Raw genomic sequence first — 21,395 nt, 5'->3', positions numbered from 1 at the left:
TTTTTGAAGGGCGACATAACAATGATCAACGATGATCAAAACACTCCGACTTCTCTGGACTTAGCTCAAATTCGTGAAGATATCGACTCTGTTGATATGCAGATTCAACAACTTATCAATCGTCGTGCGAAACTAGCTGAAGCTGTGGCAAAAGCAAAATTTGCTGCAGAAGAGAATCCATTGTTTTATCGTCCTGAACGTGAAGCGCAAGTTTTACGTAAAGTTATGGATCGTAACGAAGGCCCATTGTCTGATGTGACAATGGCACGTTTATTCCGTGAGATCATGTCGGCATGTTTAGCCCTGGAAGCGCCGCAAAGTATTGCGTTTTTAGGTCCAGTCGGAACTTATACGCATTCGGCTGTTTTAAAACATTTCGGTCAAGACGCTGTTGTTCGCCCTCTTCCAACGATTGATGAAGTATTCCGCGAAGTAGAAGCAGGCAGTGCGCACTATGGTCTTGTGCCTGTAGAGAACTCATCTGAAGGTGTAGTGAACCACACCCTAGATTGCTTTAAATCTTCACATCTGAATGTTATTGGTGAAGTTGAACTGCGTATTCATCACCAGTTCCTAGTGTCTGAAAACACACGTAAAGACAGCATTAAACAAATTTATGCCCATCAACAAACTTTGGCACAATGCCGTGGTTGGTTAGATGCTCATTATCCAGGTGTAGAACGTGTTGCACTCAGTTCAAATGCAGAAGCTGCACGCCGTATTCGCAATGAATGGCACTCAGCAGCAATTGCTTCTGAAGTCGCTGCGAACATTTACAACCTTGAAATTTTGCATAGCAATATTGAAGACAATCCTGAAAATACTACTCGTTTCTTGGTGATTGGTCGTGAGAAAGTGCCACAATCGGGCAATGATAAAACTTCATTGTTGATTTCTGCGCATGACCGTGCGGGGGCATTACTTGAAATTCTTGCACCGTTTGCCAAGCATAATATTAGCTTAACAAGTATCGAAACACGTCCTGCATTACCAGAAAAATGGGCTTATGTCTTCTTTGTGGACTTGGAAGGTCATGTTGAGCAAGAAAACGTGAAAGCGGCAATTGAAGAAATTCGTCCGTTAGTAAAAGAAATTCGTGTATTGGGTTCATATCCGATTGCTGTTCTTTAAGATCACAACTGTGATCAATTCCATCAGGAGTTGATCACCTTCATCATTTGAAAAAACTGGAAGTGTAAAATGACGTTTGTCCCAGCCAATGAAGGCATTGCAAAGCTAAAGCCTTACCAACCAGGTAAACCAATTAGTGAACTTGAGCGTGAGTTGGGTATTACAGATATCGTAAAACTCGCATCAAATGAAAACCCATTGGGTTGTTCTGACAAAGTGAAAGAAGCGGTTGCTGCTGAACTTGCAGAAATTGGTCGATATCCGGATGGTGGCGGTTTTATTTTGAAAGACCAAGTTGAAAAACAATTTGGTATTGCACATGACCGCATTACGTTGGGTAATGGTTCAAACGATCTTCTGGAAATTTTTGCTCGCGCATTCGTTTCTGAAAATGATTCAGTTGTTTATAGCCAACACGCATTTGCTGTGTATGGTCTGGTGACTCAAGCCATTAATGCTGAAGCGATTGAAGTGCCTGCAAAAGGTTTTTCACATGATCTAGAGGCAATGGCTGCAGCAATTAAAGACAATACTAAATTGATTTTTATTGCGAACCCAAATAATCCAACAGGTACATGGTTTGAAGAAGCTGAATTTGAAGCGTTCATGCAAAAAGTACCTGCAAATGTGATCGTGGTTTTAGATGAAGCTTATGTGGAATATTTCCCAGAAAACTTCAACAGCTTGAAATTCTTAGATCAATACGCAAACTTAATCGTTAGCCGTACCATGTCAAAATGTTATGGCTTGGCTGCCTTACGTGTTGGTTTTGCCTTGGCTTCAGTTGAAGTGACGGATTTCCTCAATCGTATTCGTCAACCATTCAACGTCAACCATTTAGCAATGGTTGCTGCAGTTGCTGCACTTAAAGATGAAGCGTTTATTGAAAAATCACGCGTAGTGAACAAAGCGGGTATGGCTCAACTTGAGTCAGGCTTTGATGCTTTAGGTTTAGCGTATGTGCCTTCACGTGCGAACTTCATTTTAGTAAATGTAAAAGCAGATCCTGCACAGACTTTCAATGCTTTATTAAAAGAAGGTGTGATTGTTCGTCCAGTTGGTATCCCTGAGCATTTACGTGTATCAATTGGGACTGAAGCTGAAAATGCTAAATTCTTAGCGGCATTGGCTAAAGTTTTGGGCTTAGAGGCTAAAGCTTAAGTCATGTCTGTACCACTATTTGAAAAAGTTGCTTTTATTGGGCTTGGGCTGATTGGCTCAAGCCTAGCTCGCGTCATGATTGCTGAAGGTTTAGCTAAGGAAATTGTAGCGTCTACGCGTTCACAAAAAACTTTAGAAGATGCAAAAGCTTTAGGGCTTATTCAGCAGGGTTATAGCGATCCTGCTGAAGCGGTCAAAGGTGCAGATCTCGTTGTCTTGGCTTTGCCTGTACGTGCGACACAAAAAGTCCTTGAAGCGATCAAGCCTTATCTATCCGAACAGACGATTATTACCGATGTTGGGAGTACCAAAGGCAATGTCGTTGATGCAGCGAAAGCAGTCTATGGTGAGCAATTACCTGCTGGTTTTGTACCGGGGCATCCGATTGCTGGGGCTGAACTAACAGGTGTGCATGCAGGTAAGGTAGATTTATTTGCTAATCACAAAGTGATTTTGACACCATTACCTAGCAGTGCAGATTGGGCTGTAGAGAAACTAATTCAATTGTGGCAAGCTGCCAAAGCGGAAGTGATTTGCATGGATGTGGAAAAACACGATGAAGTGTTGGCCCATACCAGTCATCTTCCGCATTTGATGGCATTTAACTTGGTTGAGCAACTCGCGAACCGAGAAGACAATTTAGATATTTTCCGTTATGCCGCTGGCGGTTTTCGTGATTTCTCACGCATTGCTGCAAGCGACCCACATATGTGGCATGACATCTTTTTTGCCAATAAAAAGGCAATTTTAAATGCGGTAGATGGCTTTGAAAAACAATTGGCTATTCTTCGCAAACTGATTGAAGATGAAAACTCACAAGCGTTGATGGGACTGTTGGGGCATGCACAAGCGGCACGCCAACATTTCAATCACATGCTCGCAAAGAAACCACTGATGGAGAAAAATAAAGTGACGACACAGCAATTCAAAATTTTACCGGGTCCAAAGCAATTCCAAGGTAAATTTACTGTGCCAGGTGATAAATCTGTGTCACATCGCTCTATCATGTTTGGTGCAATTGCAGAAGGCACAACGCATGTCACTGGTTTCCTTGAAGGTGAAGATGCCTTGGCAACCCTTCAAGCATTCCGCGATATGGGTGTAAGTATTGAAGGCCCTAAAAACGGCGAAGTCACCATTCATGGTGTAGGTATGCATGGTTTAAAAGCACCTGCAGGCGCTTTGTATATGGGTAACTCAGGCACTTCAATGCGTTTGCTTTCAGGCATGTTGTCGGCACAAAAGTTTGATTCGGTGATGACGGGTGATGCGTCATTATCAAAACGTCCAATGGAACGTATTGCCAAACCATTACGTGAAATGGGTGCGCAAATTCAAACCACAGGTGAGCGTGGTACGCCGCCCGTGTCTATTTCTGGAAGTCAAAACCTTAAAGGTATTCACTACGACTTACCAATGGCATCTGCACAAGTAAAATCTGGTATTTTGTTGGCAGGTCTTTGGGCGGAAGGTGAAACTGTTGTCACTGAGCCAGAACCGACACGTGACCATTCTGAACGTATGCTTCGTGCATTTGGTTATGACGTGAAAACAGAAGGCAACCGCATTTCACTTCAAGGTGGCGGCAAGTTAGTCGGTACGGACATTCAAGTACCCTCTGATATTTCATCTGCAGCATTCTTTATGGTGGGTGCAGCGATTACTGAAGGTTCAGATGTCACACTTGAAGCGGTCGGCATTAATCCAACACGTACAGGTGTGATCGAAATTTTAAAACAGATGGGTGCTGACCTGACTGTTGAAAATGAACGTATCGCTGGCGGTGAGCCGATTGCAGATATTCGTATTCGTGGTTCACGTACACTCAAAGGCATTCATATGCCAGAAGATCAAGTACCATTGGCGATTGATGAATTTCCAGCACTGTTTATCGCAGCGGCTTGTGCAGAAGGTCAAACCATTTTGACTGGTGCAGCTGAACTTCGAGTGAAAGAGTCGGATCGTATTCAAGTGATGGCAGATGGCCTAAAAATTATGGGTATCGATTGTACGCCAACCGAGGACGGTATCATCATTGAAGGTCAAGGCAAAGCGGGTGAGTGGGGTGCAATCTTCACAGGTGGTGAAATCGAATCACATCATGACCACCGTATTGCAATGAGCTTCTCAATGGCAGGTTTACGTACTTCGGGTGAAATTAATATCGTGGGTACAGAAACTGTTGCGACCAGCTTCCCGACATTTACAGAGCTAGCGACTCAAGCCGGTTTAACGATTGCGGTAAGTGAATAAATAATTCACTAAATTTGTATATTTATTCAACAACAGCCAAGCAAATGCTTGGCTGTTTGGTTTTAATTGCTTATGCTAAAACCATACAACAAGAATGTCTTTGGATAGATACATGAGAAAACTACAATTCACCGCCCATAGCGATTCAAATCGAGTTGAAAGCAGTGCTGATACGCAAACTCAGGTTGCTGAGTTATTGGCAAATAAATTAGAGCGTTATGGCTTTCAAACGTTATCGCAAAGTGGTGATCAGATTGCAGTCAGTGTCGATCAACATGAATTGCCACTTTCAGTGACATGTCAGGGGCAGGATGAATCAGGTCGTCTAGTCTGTGAAATTACCTCTTATCCAGATGAAGACCAAGATTGGTTAGATCGTATTACTGAGCAAAGTTTATTGAATCAATTGGCTCAAGCGGTCGAAAACAGTTTAAAAGAAGAAGACTCGTATAGTGAGTTTCAATGGAAACAAATGACGAAATGAACTGAAAAATTGAATTAAAAATCATCTATAAAAAAGCAGCATAGTGCCGCTTTTTTATTTTTTAACGGAATGTATCGAACAACGTTATAGACATTCAATATTGATAGGATTAATAGTTCGATTGCTCTTTTTCACATAGTCACACATTTTTTCTGACTCTTGTTCATTGAGTCCCCAAAACACGATCACACCACGTTGATCAGTCAATTTGCTATCGCTAAGGTAAATATAATGGGTGTCATGATATTTTTTATCGAGCATATCTTTATATTTTTGATCGGTAAAAGATGAACAAGATGAAATTTCAGCTTCTTTACACACCGAGTCACTCGAACAGCGTTGCTTAAAGGTTGAGATCATATTCATGGTGTCAGTGCTGTTGAGTTGGGCTTCGCACACTTGGCTGTTGGGAAAGTCGTAGACCATTTTTAAGCTAAAATCACGACCATCGACATTCATCTTGTATGACGCAGTCAAATAGGCTTTGGGACCATCGTTCGCAGCAACCGTAGACGCTGGTAAATTTGTCGTTGTGGATGGGGTTGAATTAAAATAATAAACCAAAGCTGCAATGCTTAGACTTAAAATCACAGCAACAATAAATTTCATTTTTCCCTCTAAATTTTATCTTAATTTTTCTGGGTATTATTTCTGTAGTTGATTATTTAAACAAGTAAATAATTGGTTTTTAGATAAAAAATTGAGGCGTAATCAAAATTAAACGAGCATAGGCTTAAGTCATTACATGTTGAACGAATTGTGATCACTAATGCAAAAAAATGGATAACTCGACAAGCGAGTAGTTCAGTTTATCTGGAATATTGGGGGGATAGAGCGTTCGCTAGGCAAGAAAAATGAGCCAGTTAAGCTGACTCATTTTTTTTGTATTTTTTATACTAAAAAGCGTGAGATCGCGATACGAAGCTGTTTGAGATAACCTGTAAAGAAGTGGTTTGCACCTGGTAAAACCGTGATTAAATGGCGCTGTGGTTTGGCCCACTGAATCAAGTCAGATAACAGTGTGACATTATCTTCTTCACCATGAATAAATAAAATATCACCCTTAATATGCGGTGTCACATAGTGACGTACACCTGCAACTGTTGTGGTTGGTAAGCCGCATAAAATAGTCTGTACAGGCTGTAACTCCACTGGCAATAGGGCATAGCATTTAGTCATGACATTTGCACCAAAACTAAAACCGCCTGCATAAAATGGCAAGTTTGGGTGTTGGCTACGAGCAAATTCAATGACTTGCATGGTATCTTTGGTTTCACCATTGCCTTCGTCATGTATTCCTGCACTTTGGCCAGAGCCGCGGAAACTTGGGCGATAGACAACATAGCCACGTTCTAAGAACATTTGCGCTAAAAGCACAGGTACTTTGTGCTGTGGTGTGCCACCTTGTAATGGGTGAGGGTGTGTAACTACCGCGAATCCTTTCACTTCACCCTGTGGATAATCAACAAAAATTTCAAGCTGACCAACAGGCCCTTGAATGAACAGTTGTTCTGACATAATGACTAAAATGTGAAAGCGGGAGAGTCGCATAGTTTACAGATTATGTTTATCAAAAACACAGATTGGATTTGAAAATACTCTACTGTTATAGTTTGTTTAATTAAAAATTAATCAGGATGTTTATGCTCGCTTTAATTTCTCCAGCAAAAACTTTAGATTACGAAACCGCTTTACCGACTGAAAAATTCACTCAACCACGGCTATTAGATCATTCTGAAGAATTAATCTCAGTCGCACGTAAATTGTCGGTAAGTGAAATTTCAAGCTTGATGAGTGTCAGTGAGAAAATTGCGACTTTAAATGTTGAGCGCTTCCGAGATTGGCAGCCTGATTTTGATTTTGCCAATGCACGCCAAGCAATCTTTGCCTTTAAAGGTGATGTATATACCGGTTTAGATGCTTATAAACTTACAAACTCAGACCTTGAATATGCACAAACCCATTTGCGTATGCTCTCAGGTCTCTATGGTTTATTGCGTCCACTGGATTTAATGATGCCATATCGTTTAGAGATGGGGACCAAGTTACAAAACCCACGTGGAAATAACTTGTATGAGTTTTGGGATAATACAATCACCAATCTCATCAATGACGATTTGGCAAAAGCCGGCTCTGAACTTTTGGTCAACATTGCTTCAGATGAATACTATAAGTCGGTCAAAGAATCAAAAATCAAAGCCGAAATCATCAAGCCTGTTTTTCTCGATCAAAAGAACGGCAAATATAAAGTCATCAGCTTCTATGCCAAAAAAGCACGTGGCCTAATGGCGCGTTATTTGTTGGAAAATAAAATTGAACGTATTGAAGATATCAAGTCGTTCAATACCGATGGTTATTATTTCGATGCAGAGAGTAGCTTAAAGGGTGAATTGGTCTTTAAGCGAGATGAACAACAAGCCGCTTAATTTCGAAATTGAAAAGCTTAGACTGAAAAGAATATGTATAGCCGCTGCCTTGAAGTCAGCGGTTTTTTATCTTCTTCATTCGAGATTTAATGGTGGGGCTGTGAAATTGATGGTGCTTTAAATTTCGTATGTGAAATGATCTATGATTTGAAGCTTTTTGCGGAAAAGGATTCGAAAAAATCATTCAGCGATTATCTTGTCTATCAGTCTAAAATATATTACAAAGTTAACATTGATCGAACAAATAGCTTATTAAATGACTTAATAAGATATAAAATTGTGAAATACGTCACTTTTTTGTTTAAGTTTTTTGTTATTATAGCCAAATATTTAAACATGAATAAAATTTTGTTATGAAAAAAATACTGATACCAATTTTTATACTCAGCATTGTGTTCTTAGGGTTTAGTGTTTATAAAAATGCAGAGTTAAAGCGACAGCAAGAAATTAATCAGGTGTTCAATGATGATTTGAACGCATCACCTTATATGCGCTAAAAAAATCAATCTTGCTGCTTTTGAATTGAGCTCAAGCATGATCTTGAAGAGTTCGTCTAAATATTGATATTTTATTTTTACATATAATAATTTGAAACTTTATAAATAAAACAATGTCTTAAATTTACTAAATTGAAAAGCGATGAAAATGTGGAAACATTAAAAAATCAATGTGTTATAATTTGCCGAAATTAATTTGATCAGTATTTATTGATATTAAATACGAATTAAATGACATAAATAGAGGAGCTGCATAGGTTTATGCAGCTTTTTTGTTTGCAAATTTCAACATTTGTACCGTGTTATATGCTGTTGAAAATAGGATTTTTTAGAGCCTAAAATCTGCCAAATTGGCATATTCATTGCTTAGGCATATACAAAATTAATGATGAATACATCACATGATTAATTTTGTGGGATGCTTATATGCATAAAGTTTACTTCATAGGGGCTAGGTCATGACGACTCCTAATCCATCTTCCGAGAACATGCTTGAACGTCTGTTTAAACTGAGCGAAAACAAAACCAGTTTCAAAACAGAGGTCATTGCAGGTGTAACTACTTTTTTGACAATGTGTTACATCATTATTGTCAATCCAATGATTTTGTCCGAAACGGGTATGGATCATGGCGCTGTTTTTGTCGCAACGTGTCTAGCAGCAGCCATTGGCTGTTTAGTAATGGGTATTGTTGCTAACTATCCAATTGCCCTAGCACCGGGTATGGGCTTAAACGCTTACTTTACCTATTCTGTATGTTTGGGTATGGGCGTGGAATGGCAAACTGCTTTAGCAGCTGTTTTTGTCTCTGGCCTTGTTTTTATCGCTATCAGCATGTTCAAAATCCGTGAAGCGATTGTCAATGCGATTCCAATGTCGCTTAAACTGGCGATCGGCGGCGGTATTGGTTTATTCCTTGCGCTGGTTTCTTTGAAAAATGCCGGCATTATTGTTGATAACCCTGCAACATTGGTCAGTCTGGGTGATTTAAAACAGCCGTCTGTCTTGTTGGCTTTACTTGGCTTCTTGATGGTTGTGGTTATGCATCACTTCAAAGTACGTGGTGCAATCATCATCAGTATTTTGGTGATTACTGCAATTTCAACCCTGCTGGGCTTCAACGAATTTAAAGGTGTTGTAGGTGCTATTCCTTCAATCGCTCCAACATTCATGCAAATGAACTTCGAAGGTTTATTCACCGCAAGTTTGATTGGCGTGATCTTTGTATTCTTCTTGGTCGATTTATTTGACTCTACAGGTACATTGGTCGGTGTATCACACCGTGCAGGTTTATTAAAAGACGGTAAATTACCACGTTTGAAGAAAGCATTATTTGCTGACTCATCTGCAATTGTTGCGGGTGCGGCATTGGGTACGTCATCAACTACGCCTTATATTGAATCATCAGCAGGTGTTGCTGCCGGTGGTCGTACAGGTTTAACTGCAGTTGTAGTTGCTGTATTGTTTATTTTGGCATTGTTCTTAGCACCACTTGCTCAGTCAGTACCAGGTTTTGCAACTGCGCCAGCATTATTGTTTGTTGGTGTGTTGATGATTCAAGGTATCGTTCATATTGAGTGGGATGATATTACTGAAGCAGTCCCTGCATTCTTGACAATTGTATTTATGCCGTTTACCTATTCAATTGCAGACGGTATTGCAATGGGCTTCATCAGCTATGCATTGGTTAAATTGCTTACAGGTAAAGCGAAAACTGTACCGTATATGGTCTGGATTATTGCTGCACTTTGGGCATTAAAATTTGCTGCATTTGGCGGTTAATACTGTCAAATAGCGAAAGGGTGTAAACTCAGTTTGCACCCTTTTTTATTTTTATGAGGATAAAAGATGGATCAACTTGAGCTGATTCGTGCTTTGCCAAAAGCAGAGCTACATGTGCATATTGAAGGGACATTTGAGCCTGAACTCATGTTTGCAATTGCCCAACGCAACAATATTGCAATCCCTTATCAATCAGTCGAAGAATTAAAAGAAGCGTATAATTTTCATAATTTACAGTCTTTTTTAGATATTTATTATGCAGGTGCAAATGTACTGATTCATGAGCAAGATTTTTATGATTTAGCATGGGCATACTTTGAAAAATGTGCAGAAGATCATGTGGTTCATACCGAAATGTTCTTCGACCCACAAACTCATACAGATCGTGGTGTTGCTTTTGAAACTGTTTTAAATGGCTTACAACGCGCTTGTGATGATGCTAAAACGAAACTGGGCATTAGCTCACATCTGATTATGTGTTTCTTACGTCATTTATCTGAAGATGCAGCATTTTCAACTCTAGAACAGGCTTTGCCATATAAAGATCAAATTATTGGTGTCGGTTTAGATTCGAGTGAAGTGGGGCATCCGCCATCAAAATTCGAACGTGTTTTTGCCAAAGCACGTGAAGCAGGTTTTCTTATTGTTGCGCATGCAGGGGAAGAAGGTCCAGCAGAATACGTATGGGAAGCCTTGGATCTACTGAAAGTAAATCGTGTTGACCATGGTGTACGTTCAGAAGAAGATCCTGTCTTAATGCAGCGTTTAATTGCAGAGAAAATGCCATTAACCGTTTGCCCGCTGAGTAATTTAAAACTTTGTGTGGTGAATGATATGGCTGATCATAATATTCGCCGACTATTGCAACAAGGTGTGCATGTGACCGTCAATTCAGATGATCCATCTTATTTTGGTGGCTATATGAATGATAACTTTATTGCGATCACCGAAGCTCTTGATCTAAGCAATGCAGAGTTAAAGCAACTGGCAATTAACTCTTTTGAAGCATCATTTATTTCAGATGCGGAAAAACAAACTTGGATTAAAAAGATTGAAGCGTTGAATTAATAATCAGCGTATAATCTCAGGCAGTGAATATTCACTGCCTTTTTTATGTTTAAATCATGCTTTTCTCTCATTCAAATCGCTCTATATTTGCCTCATCGATTACATTTTTAGCCGTAGTATTGATTTCATCGGCTGCCATTGCAGATAAATCAAGTTTAAGTCAGCGTATGCTAAAGCCCGTGATTGAATATCAATGCTCGCAAGAGTTAAATAGTTCTAAAATTTGGAAAGGTGCTGCGTTGTTTATGAGTGCTCAACAGAAAAAAGACAATCAAGCTGCGATTTGTCAGTGCGTGAGTGAGCATGCTATGGATGATATCGGTGCGAAAGATCTGATGACTGCTGCAGTGAATGAAACTGAAAAGAATAAACTGATTTCTAAAGCGGTTTTGAATAGTATGCGTGGCTGTGCTCAGCAAGTGCTGAATTAAAAGATAATGCTTAAAATAAAAGCCACATAATGTGGCTTTTATTTTGTCTTTGTTAGGGTTTTGGTTGTCGTGTCATGCTTTTGAGCACATGGTCTTTATCAATAAAATGATGTTTCAGTGCTGCCAAAATATGACCGACTAAGAGCAAGCCTGCTGCCCAAGAAATCCAAATATGTAGCGGTTTCACGATGGCTAATAATTCAGGATTATCTTGGACCAAGCGTGGTATTTCAAACAAATACAGGACAGGGGCCGGGTGACCTGCGCTCCAACTGAATAAGCAACCTGTGATCGGCAAAGCCAGTAGTACAAAATACAGTGCTAAATGACCCAAATGTGCCAAGGTTTTCATGCCGGATGACATGCTGTCAGGTAATTCAGGTGCGGGGTGGGTATAGCGCCAAAAGATTCGTATCACCACCAAAAAAATAATCGTAGTCGCAATATTTTTATGGAGGGTAATCACTTGTCCTTTAAAGCTGCCATCGACGTCATAACTCAGAAAATTGCCACTATAAAAGCCAATTAACCATGCCACCATGAATATGATCGCCATCAGCCAATGTAAGACCTGAGCTGTTCGAGTGTAGTATTGTGTGTTATTGCTCATGTTGATTATTTAAGCGTCCAATCTTATGCAGATTCTAATACAGACCACAAAAATATGCGTCGTTTAAAATCGGGACACTGTGTTGTGAATATGCAACACAGGCTTTGATGATTAACTACACAACTACCGAATTTATTTTAAATAGTCATATCAGATGGTGTGTGATTTGGGGCACAATATGCGCGTTAATTAACAGAACAAAGGAAATATTCGTGAAAAAATTAGTTGCTGTTCTAGCGCCATTAGCGCTTGTACTTTCTGCATGTGCTGCGACTGGTACAACAGGTACAAGTACATCTACAGGTACAACTTCAGCAAACAGCTTGGCAATGATGGCTGTTAAAGTGGGTGTTCAAGCGAAATGCGTGACTGAGCTAAATAACAACAGCTACTGGAAAACAGGTTCAAAACTATTAACAGAAACTCAAAAATCTGAACTACAAACTGAAGTGTGTTCATGTGTAGGCGAGAAAGCGACAACTAGCGTGACTGCAACGGATTTGGTTGTAGCAGCAATGGATAAAACTTCACAAGCTAATCTTGCGGCTAAAATCGTGACAAATACTTTAAATGCTTGCGTGATCGAAACATTTAAAAACTAAGATTTAGAACATTTTATACGACCCAAACAGTGGTTTTGTTGTGTATCAGCAAATCCAAATTAAGGGTCGTATTTTATTTTGAGTGAGAGATATATGAAAATTGCTGGTGCAGATGAAGCGGGTCGCGGTCCATTGGTGGGTTCGGTTGTTGCGGCAGCTGTCATTTTAGATCCAAATAACCCGATTGAAGGTTTAAATGATTCTAAGAAACTCACTGAAAAAAAACGTGAAAAGTTATTTATTGAGATTCAAGAAAAAGCCTTGGCTTGGGCGATTGCTGAAAGTTCTGCACAAGAAATTGATGAGATCAATATTTTGCAAGCATCATTACTTGCAATGCGTCGTGCAGTGGAAAAACTCAGTGTGCAGCCAGAACACGTATTGGTAGATGGTAATAAAGTCCCAACCGGTTTAGCGATGAGCTGTGATGCTGTCGTAGGCGGAGATGCGATTCATCCAGAGATTTCGGCTGCGAGTATTTTGGCAAAAGTGACTCGAGACCACGAAATGGTTGAGCTAGATGCAAAATATCCACAGTATGGTTTTGCGAAACACAAGGGCTATCCAACCAAAGCGCACTTCGAAGCGATTGCGCAGTATGGGGTGATTGATGAACATCGCCGCAGTTTTGGCCCCGTACGTAAAGTTCTAGAAGGGTAGTAATAAAGCTTAGTTGAACGTCTATAGTAAAAGCATGTTCTAGATAAATTTAAAGCGGCCTAATGAGCCGCTTTATGATTTAAACAACTTAAATCTTAGCGATTATAGTTATTTTGGGAATAATCAGTTTCTTCAAAAGATGGCTGATATTCTTGATCAATGTTTTGGAGATGTTCGTGCATTGCGCGTTCATGTTGAATTCGTTGGTAAATTTCTTCACGATGAACAGATACTTCTTTTGGAGCATTCACGCCAATACGAACCTGATTACCTTTAACACCAAGTACAGTCACGCTAACTTGGTCTCCAATCATTAATGTTTCTCCGACACGACGAGTCAGAATCAGCATGTTTCTCTCCTTGCAAAATGCAAAACCTGCAAATGATCTGTTATGTAAAATTCATAACTTGTAAAAGCAAAAAATTTAGCAGTGCATCTGAAACAATCATTGTGACAGTCGCAAACTGAGTAAATTTTAAAATCCTCAGGTTTAATATAACAGAGCCACTATAAAAAAAACTATAGTGGCTCTGAATTTTTACGATGTTTTTCAAAATCTGTCTAACAATGACAAATTTTGACACACAGCAAGGTTAATTAAGCACGTGCGCTTGATTCACCTGTTTCACGGTCTAGACCGAATGCAGTGTGTAGAGCACGTACAGCAAGCTCTAAGTATTTCTCATCAATAATCACTGAAATTTTGATTTCAGAAGTCGAAATCATCAAAATATTAATGCCTTCTTTTGCAAGAGCAGTAAACATTTTGCTTGCAACACCTGCGTGTGAGCGCATACCAACACCAACAATCGATACTTTTACGATGTCTGCGCGAGTTGCAACTTCACGTGCACCAATTTCTTGTGCAGTCGCTTCAAGAATGGCTTTCGCTTTTGATAATTCACTACGGTTAACTGTAAATGTGAAATCAGTTGTGCCGTCTTCTTCAACGTTTTGGATAATCATATCCACTTCAACATTGGCATCACCAATTGGTGAAAGGATGTTTGAAGCGATACCTGGTTTATCCGGTACACCAAGAATAGTTAATTTAGCTTCATCACGGTTGAACGCGATACCTGAGATGATTGGTTGTTCCATGTTGTCTTCCGCTTCAGTGGTGATTAGTGTCCCGACGTTTTGTTTAAAGTTTTCGTCGAATGCGCCATCATCGTCATTATCAAAACTTGATAATACGCGTAAAGGCACTTGGTATTTACCGGCAAATTCTACAGAGCGAATTTGAAGGACTTTAGAACCAAGTGATGCCATTTCAAGCATTTCTTCAAAAGAAATACGATCAACTTTTTTCGCTTTTGGAGCGACACGAGGGTCAGTGGTGTAAACACCATCAACGTCTGTGTAAATCTGACATTCATCAGCTTTAAGTGCAGCTGCCAATGCAACACCCGAAGTGTCAGAACCACCACGACCTAGAGTCGTAGTGTTACCTTCGGCATCAAAGCCTTGGAAACCTGCCACTACAATGACACGTCCAGCGTCAAGGTTTGAAGTCAATACATCCGTATCAATCGCTTCAATACGCGCCTTGGTAAATGCGCTGTCGGTTTTAATACCGACTTGACGGCCTGTAAGTGATTTAGCTTCAACACCAATAGAGTTAAGTGCCATTGCTAACATAGAAATCGTTACCTGTTCACCCGTAGACACCATTTGGTCTAATTCGCGTGGATCAGGGGTTTCGGTAATGGCTTTCGCTAAAGCAAGTAGACGATTGGTTTCGCCACTCATTGCAGATACAACAACCACAACTTTGTGACCGTGATCATGCCAACGCTTTACACGACGAGCAACATTTAAAATGCGCTCTGGAGTACCCATTGAGGTACCGCCATATTTTTGAACGATTAATGCCATAACTATCCTTACCAAGTAAATAAGTCTAAAGACTTAAAGCACTTACACATATTTTAAGACCGCACTTCGGCGCGATTTTAATATACCACGTAGCTTATGAACTCCAAGGTAGGAGGAGTTCAAATAGATACTTTGTGTCTGCAGGGGATTCACATGAACCCAGCCTTTTAGACTCCATTTTCATCATTTAGCCAGAGGTTGAATATTGGTTTCAACATGATGATTGAGTTTGCGCTTTCACGCATCAACAGTGTTTAAGCAGGATCCAGCATTAAAAAACACACTGCTTAAACCTGTTGATTTGCTCAAAGGAGGTGAGTCACTTTGAGCTATAGGACTTTTGGTCTTATTTTGCAGCTAACCATGCAACGAGGTCAGTCATTACCGCTTCAAGTTTGTCGCTATAAGGCGCACCACCTTGAGCCATATCAGGTTTACCACCACCTTTACCGCCAAGTTCTTGACCAAGGTGTTTGATGATGTCACCTGCTTTTACAGCAGCAGTGTATTCTTTAGCAACCGAAGCAATGAGGCTCACTTTGTCGGCATCAACCGCTGCGATCACGATCACAGCATTGTCTAACTTAGATTTCACACCGTCGTGCAAGTTGCGAAGTGATTTCGCATCTACACCTTGAACCGTGGTGATTAATGTTTTACGGCCAGCAATCTCTTGAACTTGACTCAATAACTCAGCGGCTTGGAAGCTTGCCAATTTTTGGTTCAATTGTTCAATTTGTTTTTGCAAGCTAGATGCTGTGTGAGACAAAGCTTCAACTTTTTCTAAAGTTTGATCTTTTTGCGCTTTCAGCAAATCGTTGATTGCATGAATGTCACGATCTGCTTTTTGCGCAGCTTCAACTGCCTTAGTACCCGTAACGGCTTCAATACGACGTACGCCTGCAGCAACACCGCCTTCAGATGTAATCTTGAATAGGCCGATGTCACCTGTGCGTTTTACGTGAATACCACCACAAAGTTCGATAGAGAAGTTTTTCTCATCTTTGGTTGTACCCATTGAAAGTACACGTACTTCGTCACCGTATTTCTCACCGAACAACATCATTGCGCCTTTTTCTTTGGCCGCATCGATGTCTAAAAGTTCAGTTGAAACAGCAGTATTGGCAATCACTTCGGCATTGACAATGCGTTCAATTTCTTGAAGCTGTTCAAATGAAACAGGTTGGTCATTGGCAAAGTCAAAACGTAAAAGTTCGCTTGCAACCAATGAACCTTTTTGCTGTACGTGCGTACCTAAAACTTGGCGAAGTGCTGCATGTAATAGGTGAGTTGCAGAGTGGTTGCGTGAAGTTGCTTCACGGATATCCGCTTTAACAATAGCCTCAACTGCTTGAGCTGCTTTTAAGTTACCCATGGTCACGATGCCTTGGTGTACAAAAGCGCCGCCTGATTTTTTGGTGTCTTGAACTTCAAAAATACCAGTTTCGTTTTTGAAGATACCTGTATCGCCAACTTGACCGCCACTTTCTGCATAGAAAGGAGTTTGGTTTAGAACGATCAGCGCTTCGTCACCTTCAAAAACTTCATCAACTTGTTCGCCATCTTTGTAGATTGCAACAATTTGACCTTGGCCTTGAGTTGCGTCATAGCCGTCAAATTGAGTCTCGCCTTCAACTTTGACAATTGAGTTGTAGTCGATAGCAAATTTACCAGCATCACGCGCACGTTGACGTTGAGCCGCCATTTCGACTTCGAAACCAGCTTCGTCAATGGTGAGATCACGTTCACGTGCAATGTCTGCTGTTAAGTCAGTCGGGAAGCCGTAAGTATCGTAAAGTTTAAATACAGTTTCGCCTGGAATCACTGAACCTTTAAGTTGAGCCAATTCGCTTTCAAGCAATTTCAAACCTTGCTCTAAAGTTTTTGCGAATTGTTCTTCTTCTTTCAAAAGCTGTGCTTCGATACGTGCCTGGTTAGCAGCAAGTTCAGGATAAGCAGCACCCATCACTTCGATTAACGGCTGCAACATTTTGTAGAAGAATGAACCAGTCGCACCCAATTTGTTACCATGACGTACTGCACGACGGATAATACGGCGAAGTACATAGCCACGGCCTTCGTTAGACGGGTTAACACCGTCTGCAATCAGGAAGCAGCAAGAACGTGCATGGTCAGCCACAACTTTAAGTGAAGCAGGGTATTCAACTGGTTTGTTTTCTGCTTGCGCTTTTGCTTCAAGTTCAGTGGTATCTAAACCAATAATTTCAGCAGCAGCTTTAAGTAGGTTTTGGAATAGATCAATTTCGTAGTTTGAGTTTACATGCTGTAAAACTGCAGAAATACGCTCAAGGCCCATACCTGTATCTACAGAAGGTGCAGGAAGGGCATGCAGAACACCATCAGCAGTACGGTTGAACTGCATGAATACGTTGTTCCAAATTTCGATGAAACGATCGCCATCTTCTTCAGGAGTGCCCGGTAAGCCGCCCCAAATGTGGTCACCATGGTCAAAGAAGATTTCAGAACATGGACCGCAAGGACCTGTATCGCCCATTGCCCAGAAATTATCTGAAGCGTATTTTTCGCCTTTGTTGTCACCGATACGGATAATGCGTGAAGCGTCTAGACCAATTTCTTTGTTCCAGATATCAAATGCTTCGTCATCTGTATGGTAAACAGTGGCATATAGTTTATCTTTTGGCAGACCTAACCATTTTTCGTTGGTTAAAAAATCCCAAGCAAATGTGATGGCATCACGTTTGAAGTAGTCACCAAATGAGAAGTTACCCAACATTTCAAAGAACGTGTGGTGACGTGCTGTATAACCAACGTTGTCTAGGTCGTTGTGTTTACCGCCGGCACGGACACATTTTTGTGAAGATGTTGCACGAACGTAGTCACGTTTTTCAAGACCAAGGAAGCAGTCTTTAAACTGGTTCATACCAGCATTTGTGAACAATAGTGTTGGGTCGTTGGCAGGTACCAGAGAACTCGACGCGACACGTGTATGCCCTTGCGATTCAAAGTAGCTTAAAAAAGCTTCGCGAATTTCAGCTGATGTCATAAAACGAGTACTCACAACCAAGTCTCTCCTAATTTCGATTTGGTAATAGCCTATCAAGCAAGTCTTACAAAATTTTCAAGCTGGCTTGAGATGCTGACATAAAATTTAAAAACGCTAAATTATAACGGAAAAAGGTGTAGTGACCAATGATTTTCGGCTATCTCTATGACTTTTTATATGTTTTAAATTTGGCACCTATATTTTTAGATTTTTAAACCTTTGGAACGCTGAAAGTATTCATTGATTAATCTAGTGAGCGTACTGTTGCGGCGTTTTATTTATATGTCTTGAAAGGTTTTAAAAGTTCAAATTCAACATGTTGATGAATGGTCTACATGAAGGTGTTTTGCATTTATATTTTTCAGTTCATTGGGAAAATTGCATGTTTGCATCCATTTTATTAAGAGTGATTGAACTTGATCTTGGTGCTGTACATGTTTAGTAAAGCTAATATTTGGATCTATACAGGTGCTAAAGTTTTATAAAAATAAAGCCCAATAAGCATTAAACGAATAAATGATAACGTTTTCATGTTGAAATCCATTAACATATAGATGCTTTATTTTTGTTTCAAAACGAAGGATTGGTCATGCAGCGAGTGGCAATTAATGGATTTGGTCGAATCGGACGCAATGTATTACGCGCTTGGTTTGAAAATCCAAAAGAATTTCATTATGAAATTGTTGCCATAAATGATGTCGCTGATGTGGAAACCATGGTGCATTTGTTTAAATATGACACCACGCATGGTCGTTTTGCAGGCCAAGTCGAAATTCTTGAACAAGATAGCGCTATTTTTCTAGATATCTCTTGTGCTCAAGCGCATCTCAAAGTGCAAGTTTTAAATGAAGCACAGCCGAGTCTTTTGCCTTGGCAGCAACTGAATGTCGATGTGGTACTTGAATGCACAGGTTTATTTAGATCGCGAGAGGCAGCCACACAACATATTGGTGCAGGTGCCAAACGTGTGATTATTGGTGCGGCGCCGTTTGACAGTGTTGATGCTGCGATTGTGTATGGTGTTAATCATCATGAAGTCAAAGCGACGGATCAAATTATTTCGAGTGTGTCGTGTACCACGCAGGCTTTGGTGCCTTTAGTCAAAATTATTGATGATGCCTTTGGTATAGACACAGCACTCATGACAGAAATTCATGCTGTGACTGCGGATCAGTCTGTATTGGATCATGCACATCGTGACTTACGTCGTGCGCGAGCTTCGGGTCAAAATATTATTCCAACGACGTCTTCAGCTCTAGGGGCATTGAAACGGGTCATGCCGAAAATGGAAGATCGAATCGATGGCTATTCGATTCGTGTACCGACTATCAATGTTGCTGCAATCGATTTAAGTTTTGTGTCCCAATCGCTTATCACCAAGCATGAGTTAAATGCAGTGTTAAGCAAAGCTGCACGTTTTGATTATCATGAAATTATGTCAGTAACCGATGAACCTTTGGTCTCAAGTGATTTTAATCATTCACCTTATTCATTGATTGTCGATTTGAATCAAACCATGGTGGTAGGAAAACAAGCAAAAGTTTTCGCATGGTATGACAATGAATGGGGTTATGCGAACCGCTTGCTCGATTTATGTGAAAGTTTTCATTCTCTATAAAAATTCAAACTTATCCAATATAGAAAACATCTACTAGCTTGTAGGTGTTTTTTATTTTCTAAAATTAGATGAAAAATCATGCTTAATGACCTACATATGGCTTGAAAATATTGAAAAACTTTAAAAAATATTCAAGCACAGCCGATTTATTGTTTAAGATGAAAGTCAAAGAAATATATAAAGAGTATTGAGCATGATGTTGATGTTACTTTGGGGATTTATTTTATTATTGGCGCTGGCGGTTATATTTTTAATTTGGCTACAGTTTAATCGTGACGTATCGCAATCTACCGCGCATGAAACCTTGCCACTTGAAGAAAAAGTGGTGCATTTAGAAGCCAACCTGAAAAAGACCTTGGAAATTATGCAAGATCTTGCAAAGAAAATGCATATCCAGCAAGAAGTATTAGATCAAACCACTCACAAATTACAGCAAGTTGAATTGCAAAATGCAGAGTTGGTGAACCTTTTGGCAAAAGTGATCAAGACAGACCAAAGCTAATCAAAAAAATACAAAAGACTGCCCACACCTCGATATCTGCATGAAGCATGTGATCTCAAGGTATGGGTATTTTTTATCCAATAAGATGATTCCTAATATTCATCATCATTGGGTTTAAATCGTAGTTCTTTCGTTATTCAAAACATGATCGCGTATTACTTAGTTAAATCAAAATTTGTCTTAATACTGCTGCTGAAAGCATGCTAATCACAACGGTAGGCAATAACGAAAAACGTGATGCTGCAAATAGGGTAATGGCTATCGCAATCAGATCGGCAGGATTATCTTTGACAAAATAGGGCGCAATCACTGATATCAAAACACAGCCGGGGACAACTTCCATAATTTGACGTTGTTTGTTGGTGAGGCTACGGTTTTTCAGTAACACATAACCCAAGATGCGGGTCAGGTAAGTGGTTAAGGCTATAAATAGAATCGCGATCAGGGTGCTAGTGTGGATCATGCATCATCTCCAATTAGGAAAAATGCAGAAGCAATACCCGTAACTGCGCCAATCGGAACATACCAGCCCGCGGGGAGATACAAATAAGCCAGAGATGCGGCAATCAAACTGACCAGCCATGGGCGCGCCGCTTTAAAGCCTTTCCACATACCACGCAGTAAAACAAGAAATACAGCAGGGAAGGCCATGTCAAAACCAAGTCGACTAATATCGCCAAGTATCGGCCCGATCATTGCCCCTAGCGTGGTAAAGCCAACCCACATCAGATATAGAGCACAGCACAAGCCTGCATAGAACATCAAACTAAAGGCGCGCTGAATTCCCAAAACATTAGATTTTTTTTGCGCATCAGCCAAACCCACAGCCCAACTTTCATCGCACATAAAAAATAAAGCGGTATAAACCGTACGATTCGGTAAATGTCGTAAATACGGGACAAGGCTCGCCCCCATTAATAGGTGCCGACTATTCACTAAAAACGTAATAAACATCAGCATGAGAATATTAGGGGGATTGGTCCAAACTTCTAAAATGGCAAATTCAGAACCACCTGCAAAGTTAAGACCAGTCAAAAGCGGTACTTCTAAACTAGAAAAGCCTTTATGTGTTGCCTGAGCACCCAAAACTAATGCAAAAGGAATAATGCCCAGCAGCATTGGAATAGATGTTTTTAGACCTCGTTTAAACTCAATAGAATGCTGTGAATGGGTGTGATTGAGTGTACTTTGTCTAAACATCAACATGACGTTTTCCATGAAGCGAGATCAAAAGCAATATTTTATGAATATCTGAGCAGCATTTGGC

Annotated in this window: 20 protein-coding genes; 12 read left to right on the top strand and 8 right to left on the bottom strand. The window is 40.3% G+C overall.

Features of this window, described 5'->3' with window-relative positions; all coding sequences use genetic code 11:
• Positions 1-21: 21 nt before the first annotated feature.
• The 4 genes from pheA (at position 22) to B1201_RS15995 (ending at position 5,029) form a co-directional block, all read left to right on the top strand.
• Positions 22-1,131 (top strand): prephenate dehydratase, encoded by a 1,110-nt coding sequence (gene pheA, locus B1201_RS16010; RefSeq protein ID WP_078194414.1) that lies wholly within the window; start codon positions 22-24, stop codon positions 1,129-1,131.
• Between the two features lie 69 nt (positions 1,132-1,200).
• Positions 1,201-2,292: a histidinol-phosphate transaminase gene (hisC, locus tag B1201_RS16005; RefSeq protein WP_078194412.1), complete on the top strand. Its 1,092-nt coding sequence runs from the start codon at positions 1,201-1,203 to the stop codon at positions 2,290-2,292.
• 3 nt (positions 2,293-2,295) lie between these two features.
• A complete protein-coding gene (locus tag B1201_RS16000) occupies positions 2,296-4,545 on the top strand; it encodes a bifunctional prephenate dehydrogenase/3-phosphoshikimate 1-carboxyvinyltransferase (RefSeq protein WP_078194411.1) in 2,250 nt (749 codons plus the stop codon).
• Between the two features lie 112 nt (positions 4,546-4,657).
• A complete protein-coding gene (locus B1201_RS15995; RefSeq protein WP_078194409.1) occupies positions 4,658-5,029 on the top strand; it encodes a hypothetical protein in 372 nt (123 codons plus the stop codon).
• A gap of 84 nt (positions 5,030-5,113) precedes the next feature.
• On the opposite strand, the gene B1201_RS15990 is transcribed toward B1201_RS15995, so the two are convergent.
• Both B1201_RS15990 and B1201_RS15985 read right to left on the bottom strand, forming a co-directional pair.
• A complete protein-coding gene (locus tag B1201_RS15990; protein ID WP_078194408.1) occupies positions 5,114-5,638 on the bottom strand; it encodes a hypothetical protein in 525 nt (174 codons plus the stop codon).
• 282 nt (positions 5,639-5,920) lie between these two features.
• Complete coding sequence (locus tag B1201_RS15985) at positions 5,921-6,547, bottom strand: alpha/beta hydrolase (RefSeq protein ID WP_078194407.1); 627 nt, start codon at positions 6,545-6,547, stop codon at positions 5,921-5,923.
• 125 nt (positions 6,548-6,672) lie between these two features.
• On the opposite strand from B1201_RS15985, the gene yaaA reads away from it, so the two are divergent.
• The 4 genes from yaaA to B1201_RS15960 all read left to right on the top strand — a co-directional run bounded on the left by yaaA (position 6,673) and on the right by B1201_RS15960 (position 11,232).
• Positions 6,673-7,455, top strand: a complete 783-nt coding sequence (yaaA, locus tag B1201_RS15980) for a peroxide stress protein YaaA (protein WP_078194405.1) — start codon at positions 6,673-6,675, stop codon at positions 7,453-7,455.
• Between the two features lie 955 nt (positions 7,456-8,410).
• Positions 8,411-9,733 (top strand): NCS2 family permease, encoded by a 1,323-nt coding sequence (locus tag B1201_RS15970; RefSeq protein ID WP_078194402.1) that lies wholly within the window; start codon positions 8,411-8,413, stop codon positions 9,731-9,733.
• 66 nt (positions 9,734-9,799) lie between these two features.
• Positions 9,800-10,801, top strand: a complete 1,002-nt coding sequence (locus B1201_RS15965; protein WP_078194401.1) for an adenosine deaminase — start codon at positions 9,800-9,802, stop codon at positions 10,799-10,801.
• 56 nt (positions 10,802-10,857) lie between these two features.
• Complete coding sequence (locus B1201_RS15960; RefSeq protein WP_078194399.1) at positions 10,858-11,232, top strand: hypothetical protein; 375 nt, start codon at positions 10,858-10,860, stop codon at positions 11,230-11,232.
• A 52-nt stretch (positions 11,233-11,284) separates the two neighbouring features.
• Here the strand turns inward: B1201_RS15960 and B1201_RS15955 are convergent, their stop codons facing one another.
• On the bottom strand, positions 11,285-11,842 hold the full coding sequence (locus tag B1201_RS15955) for a cytochrome b (RefSeq protein WP_078194398.1): 558 nt from the start codon (positions 11,840-11,842) through the stop codon (positions 11,285-11,287).
• A 212-nt stretch (positions 11,843-12,054) separates the two neighbouring features.
• Between B1201_RS15955 and B1201_RS15950 the strand changes: the two genes are divergently transcribed.
• Both B1201_RS15950 and rnhB read left to right on the top strand, forming a co-directional pair.
• On the top strand, positions 12,055-12,444 hold the full coding sequence (locus B1201_RS15950; protein ID WP_078189082.1) for a hypothetical protein: 390 nt from the start codon (positions 12,055-12,057) through the stop codon (positions 12,442-12,444).
• Positions 12,445-12,537: 93 nt separating this feature from the next.
• Positions 12,538-13,104 carry a ribonuclease HII gene (gene rnhB, locus B1201_RS15945; RefSeq protein ID WP_078194397.1) on the top strand — a complete coding sequence of 189 codons (567 nt, stop codon included), beginning with the start codon at positions 12,538-12,540 and terminating at the stop codon, positions 13,102-13,104.
• Between the two features lie 95 nt (positions 13,105-13,199).
• Here rnhB and csrA read toward each other — a convergent pair whose 3' ends face one another.
• The 3 genes from csrA to alaS all read right to left on the bottom strand — a co-directional run bounded on the left by csrA (position 13,200) and on the right by alaS (position 18,023).
• Positions 13,200-13,454 (bottom strand): carbon storage regulator CsrA, encoded by a 255-nt coding sequence (gene csrA / locus B1201_RS15940; RefSeq protein ID WP_078189080.1) that lies wholly within the window; start codon positions 13,452-13,454, stop codon positions 13,200-13,202.
• A gap of 248 nt (positions 13,455-13,702) precedes the next feature.
• A complete protein-coding gene (locus B1201_RS15935) occupies positions 13,703-14,983 on the bottom strand; it encodes an aspartate kinase (RefSeq protein ID WP_078194395.1) in 1,281 nt (426 codons plus the stop codon).
• A 346-nt stretch (positions 14,984-15,329) separates the two neighbouring features.
• Entirely contained in the window at positions 15,330-18,023 is a 2,694-nt protein-coding gene (alaS, locus tag B1201_RS15930; protein WP_171263822.1) for an alanine--tRNA ligase, read from the bottom strand.
• Positions 18,024-18,597: 574 nt separating this feature from the next.
• Between alaS and B1201_RS15925 the strand changes: the two genes are divergently transcribed.
• Positions 18,598-19,626 carry a type I glyceraldehyde-3-phosphate dehydrogenase gene (locus B1201_RS15925; protein WP_078194393.1) on the top strand — a complete coding sequence of 343 codons (1,029 nt, stop codon included), beginning with the start codon at positions 18,598-18,600 and terminating at the stop codon, positions 19,624-19,626.
• 199 nt (positions 19,627-19,825) lie between these two features.
• On the top strand, positions 19,826-20,128 hold the full coding sequence (locus tag B1201_RS15920) for a hypothetical protein (RefSeq protein ID WP_078194432.1): 303 nt from the start codon (positions 19,826-19,828) through the stop codon (positions 20,126-20,128).
• A gap of 163 nt (positions 20,129-20,291) precedes the next feature.
• Here B1201_RS15920 and B1201_RS15915 read toward each other — a convergent pair whose 3' ends face one another.
• A complete protein-coding gene (locus B1201_RS15915; RefSeq protein WP_078194391.1) occupies positions 20,292-20,591 on the bottom strand; it encodes an AzlD family protein in 300 nt (99 codons plus the stop codon).
• Positions 20,588-21,334 carry an AzlC family ABC transporter permease gene (locus B1201_RS15910; protein ID WP_078194431.1) on the bottom strand — a complete coding sequence of 249 codons (747 nt, stop codon included), beginning with the start codon at positions 21,332-21,334 and terminating at the stop codon, positions 20,588-20,590. The genes B1201_RS15915 and B1201_RS15910 overlap by 4 nt, the downstream gene beginning before the upstream one ends.
• Positions 21,335-21,395 lie beyond the last annotated feature (61 nt).

This window comes from Acinetobacter sp. ANC 5600, from assembly GCF_002018395.1.
Taxonomy (GTDB): Bacteria; Pseudomonadota; Gammaproteobacteria; order Pseudomonadales; family Moraxellaceae; genus Acinetobacter; species Acinetobacter amyesii.
This window is presented reverse-complemented; position numbering and strand designations above follow the sequence as displayed.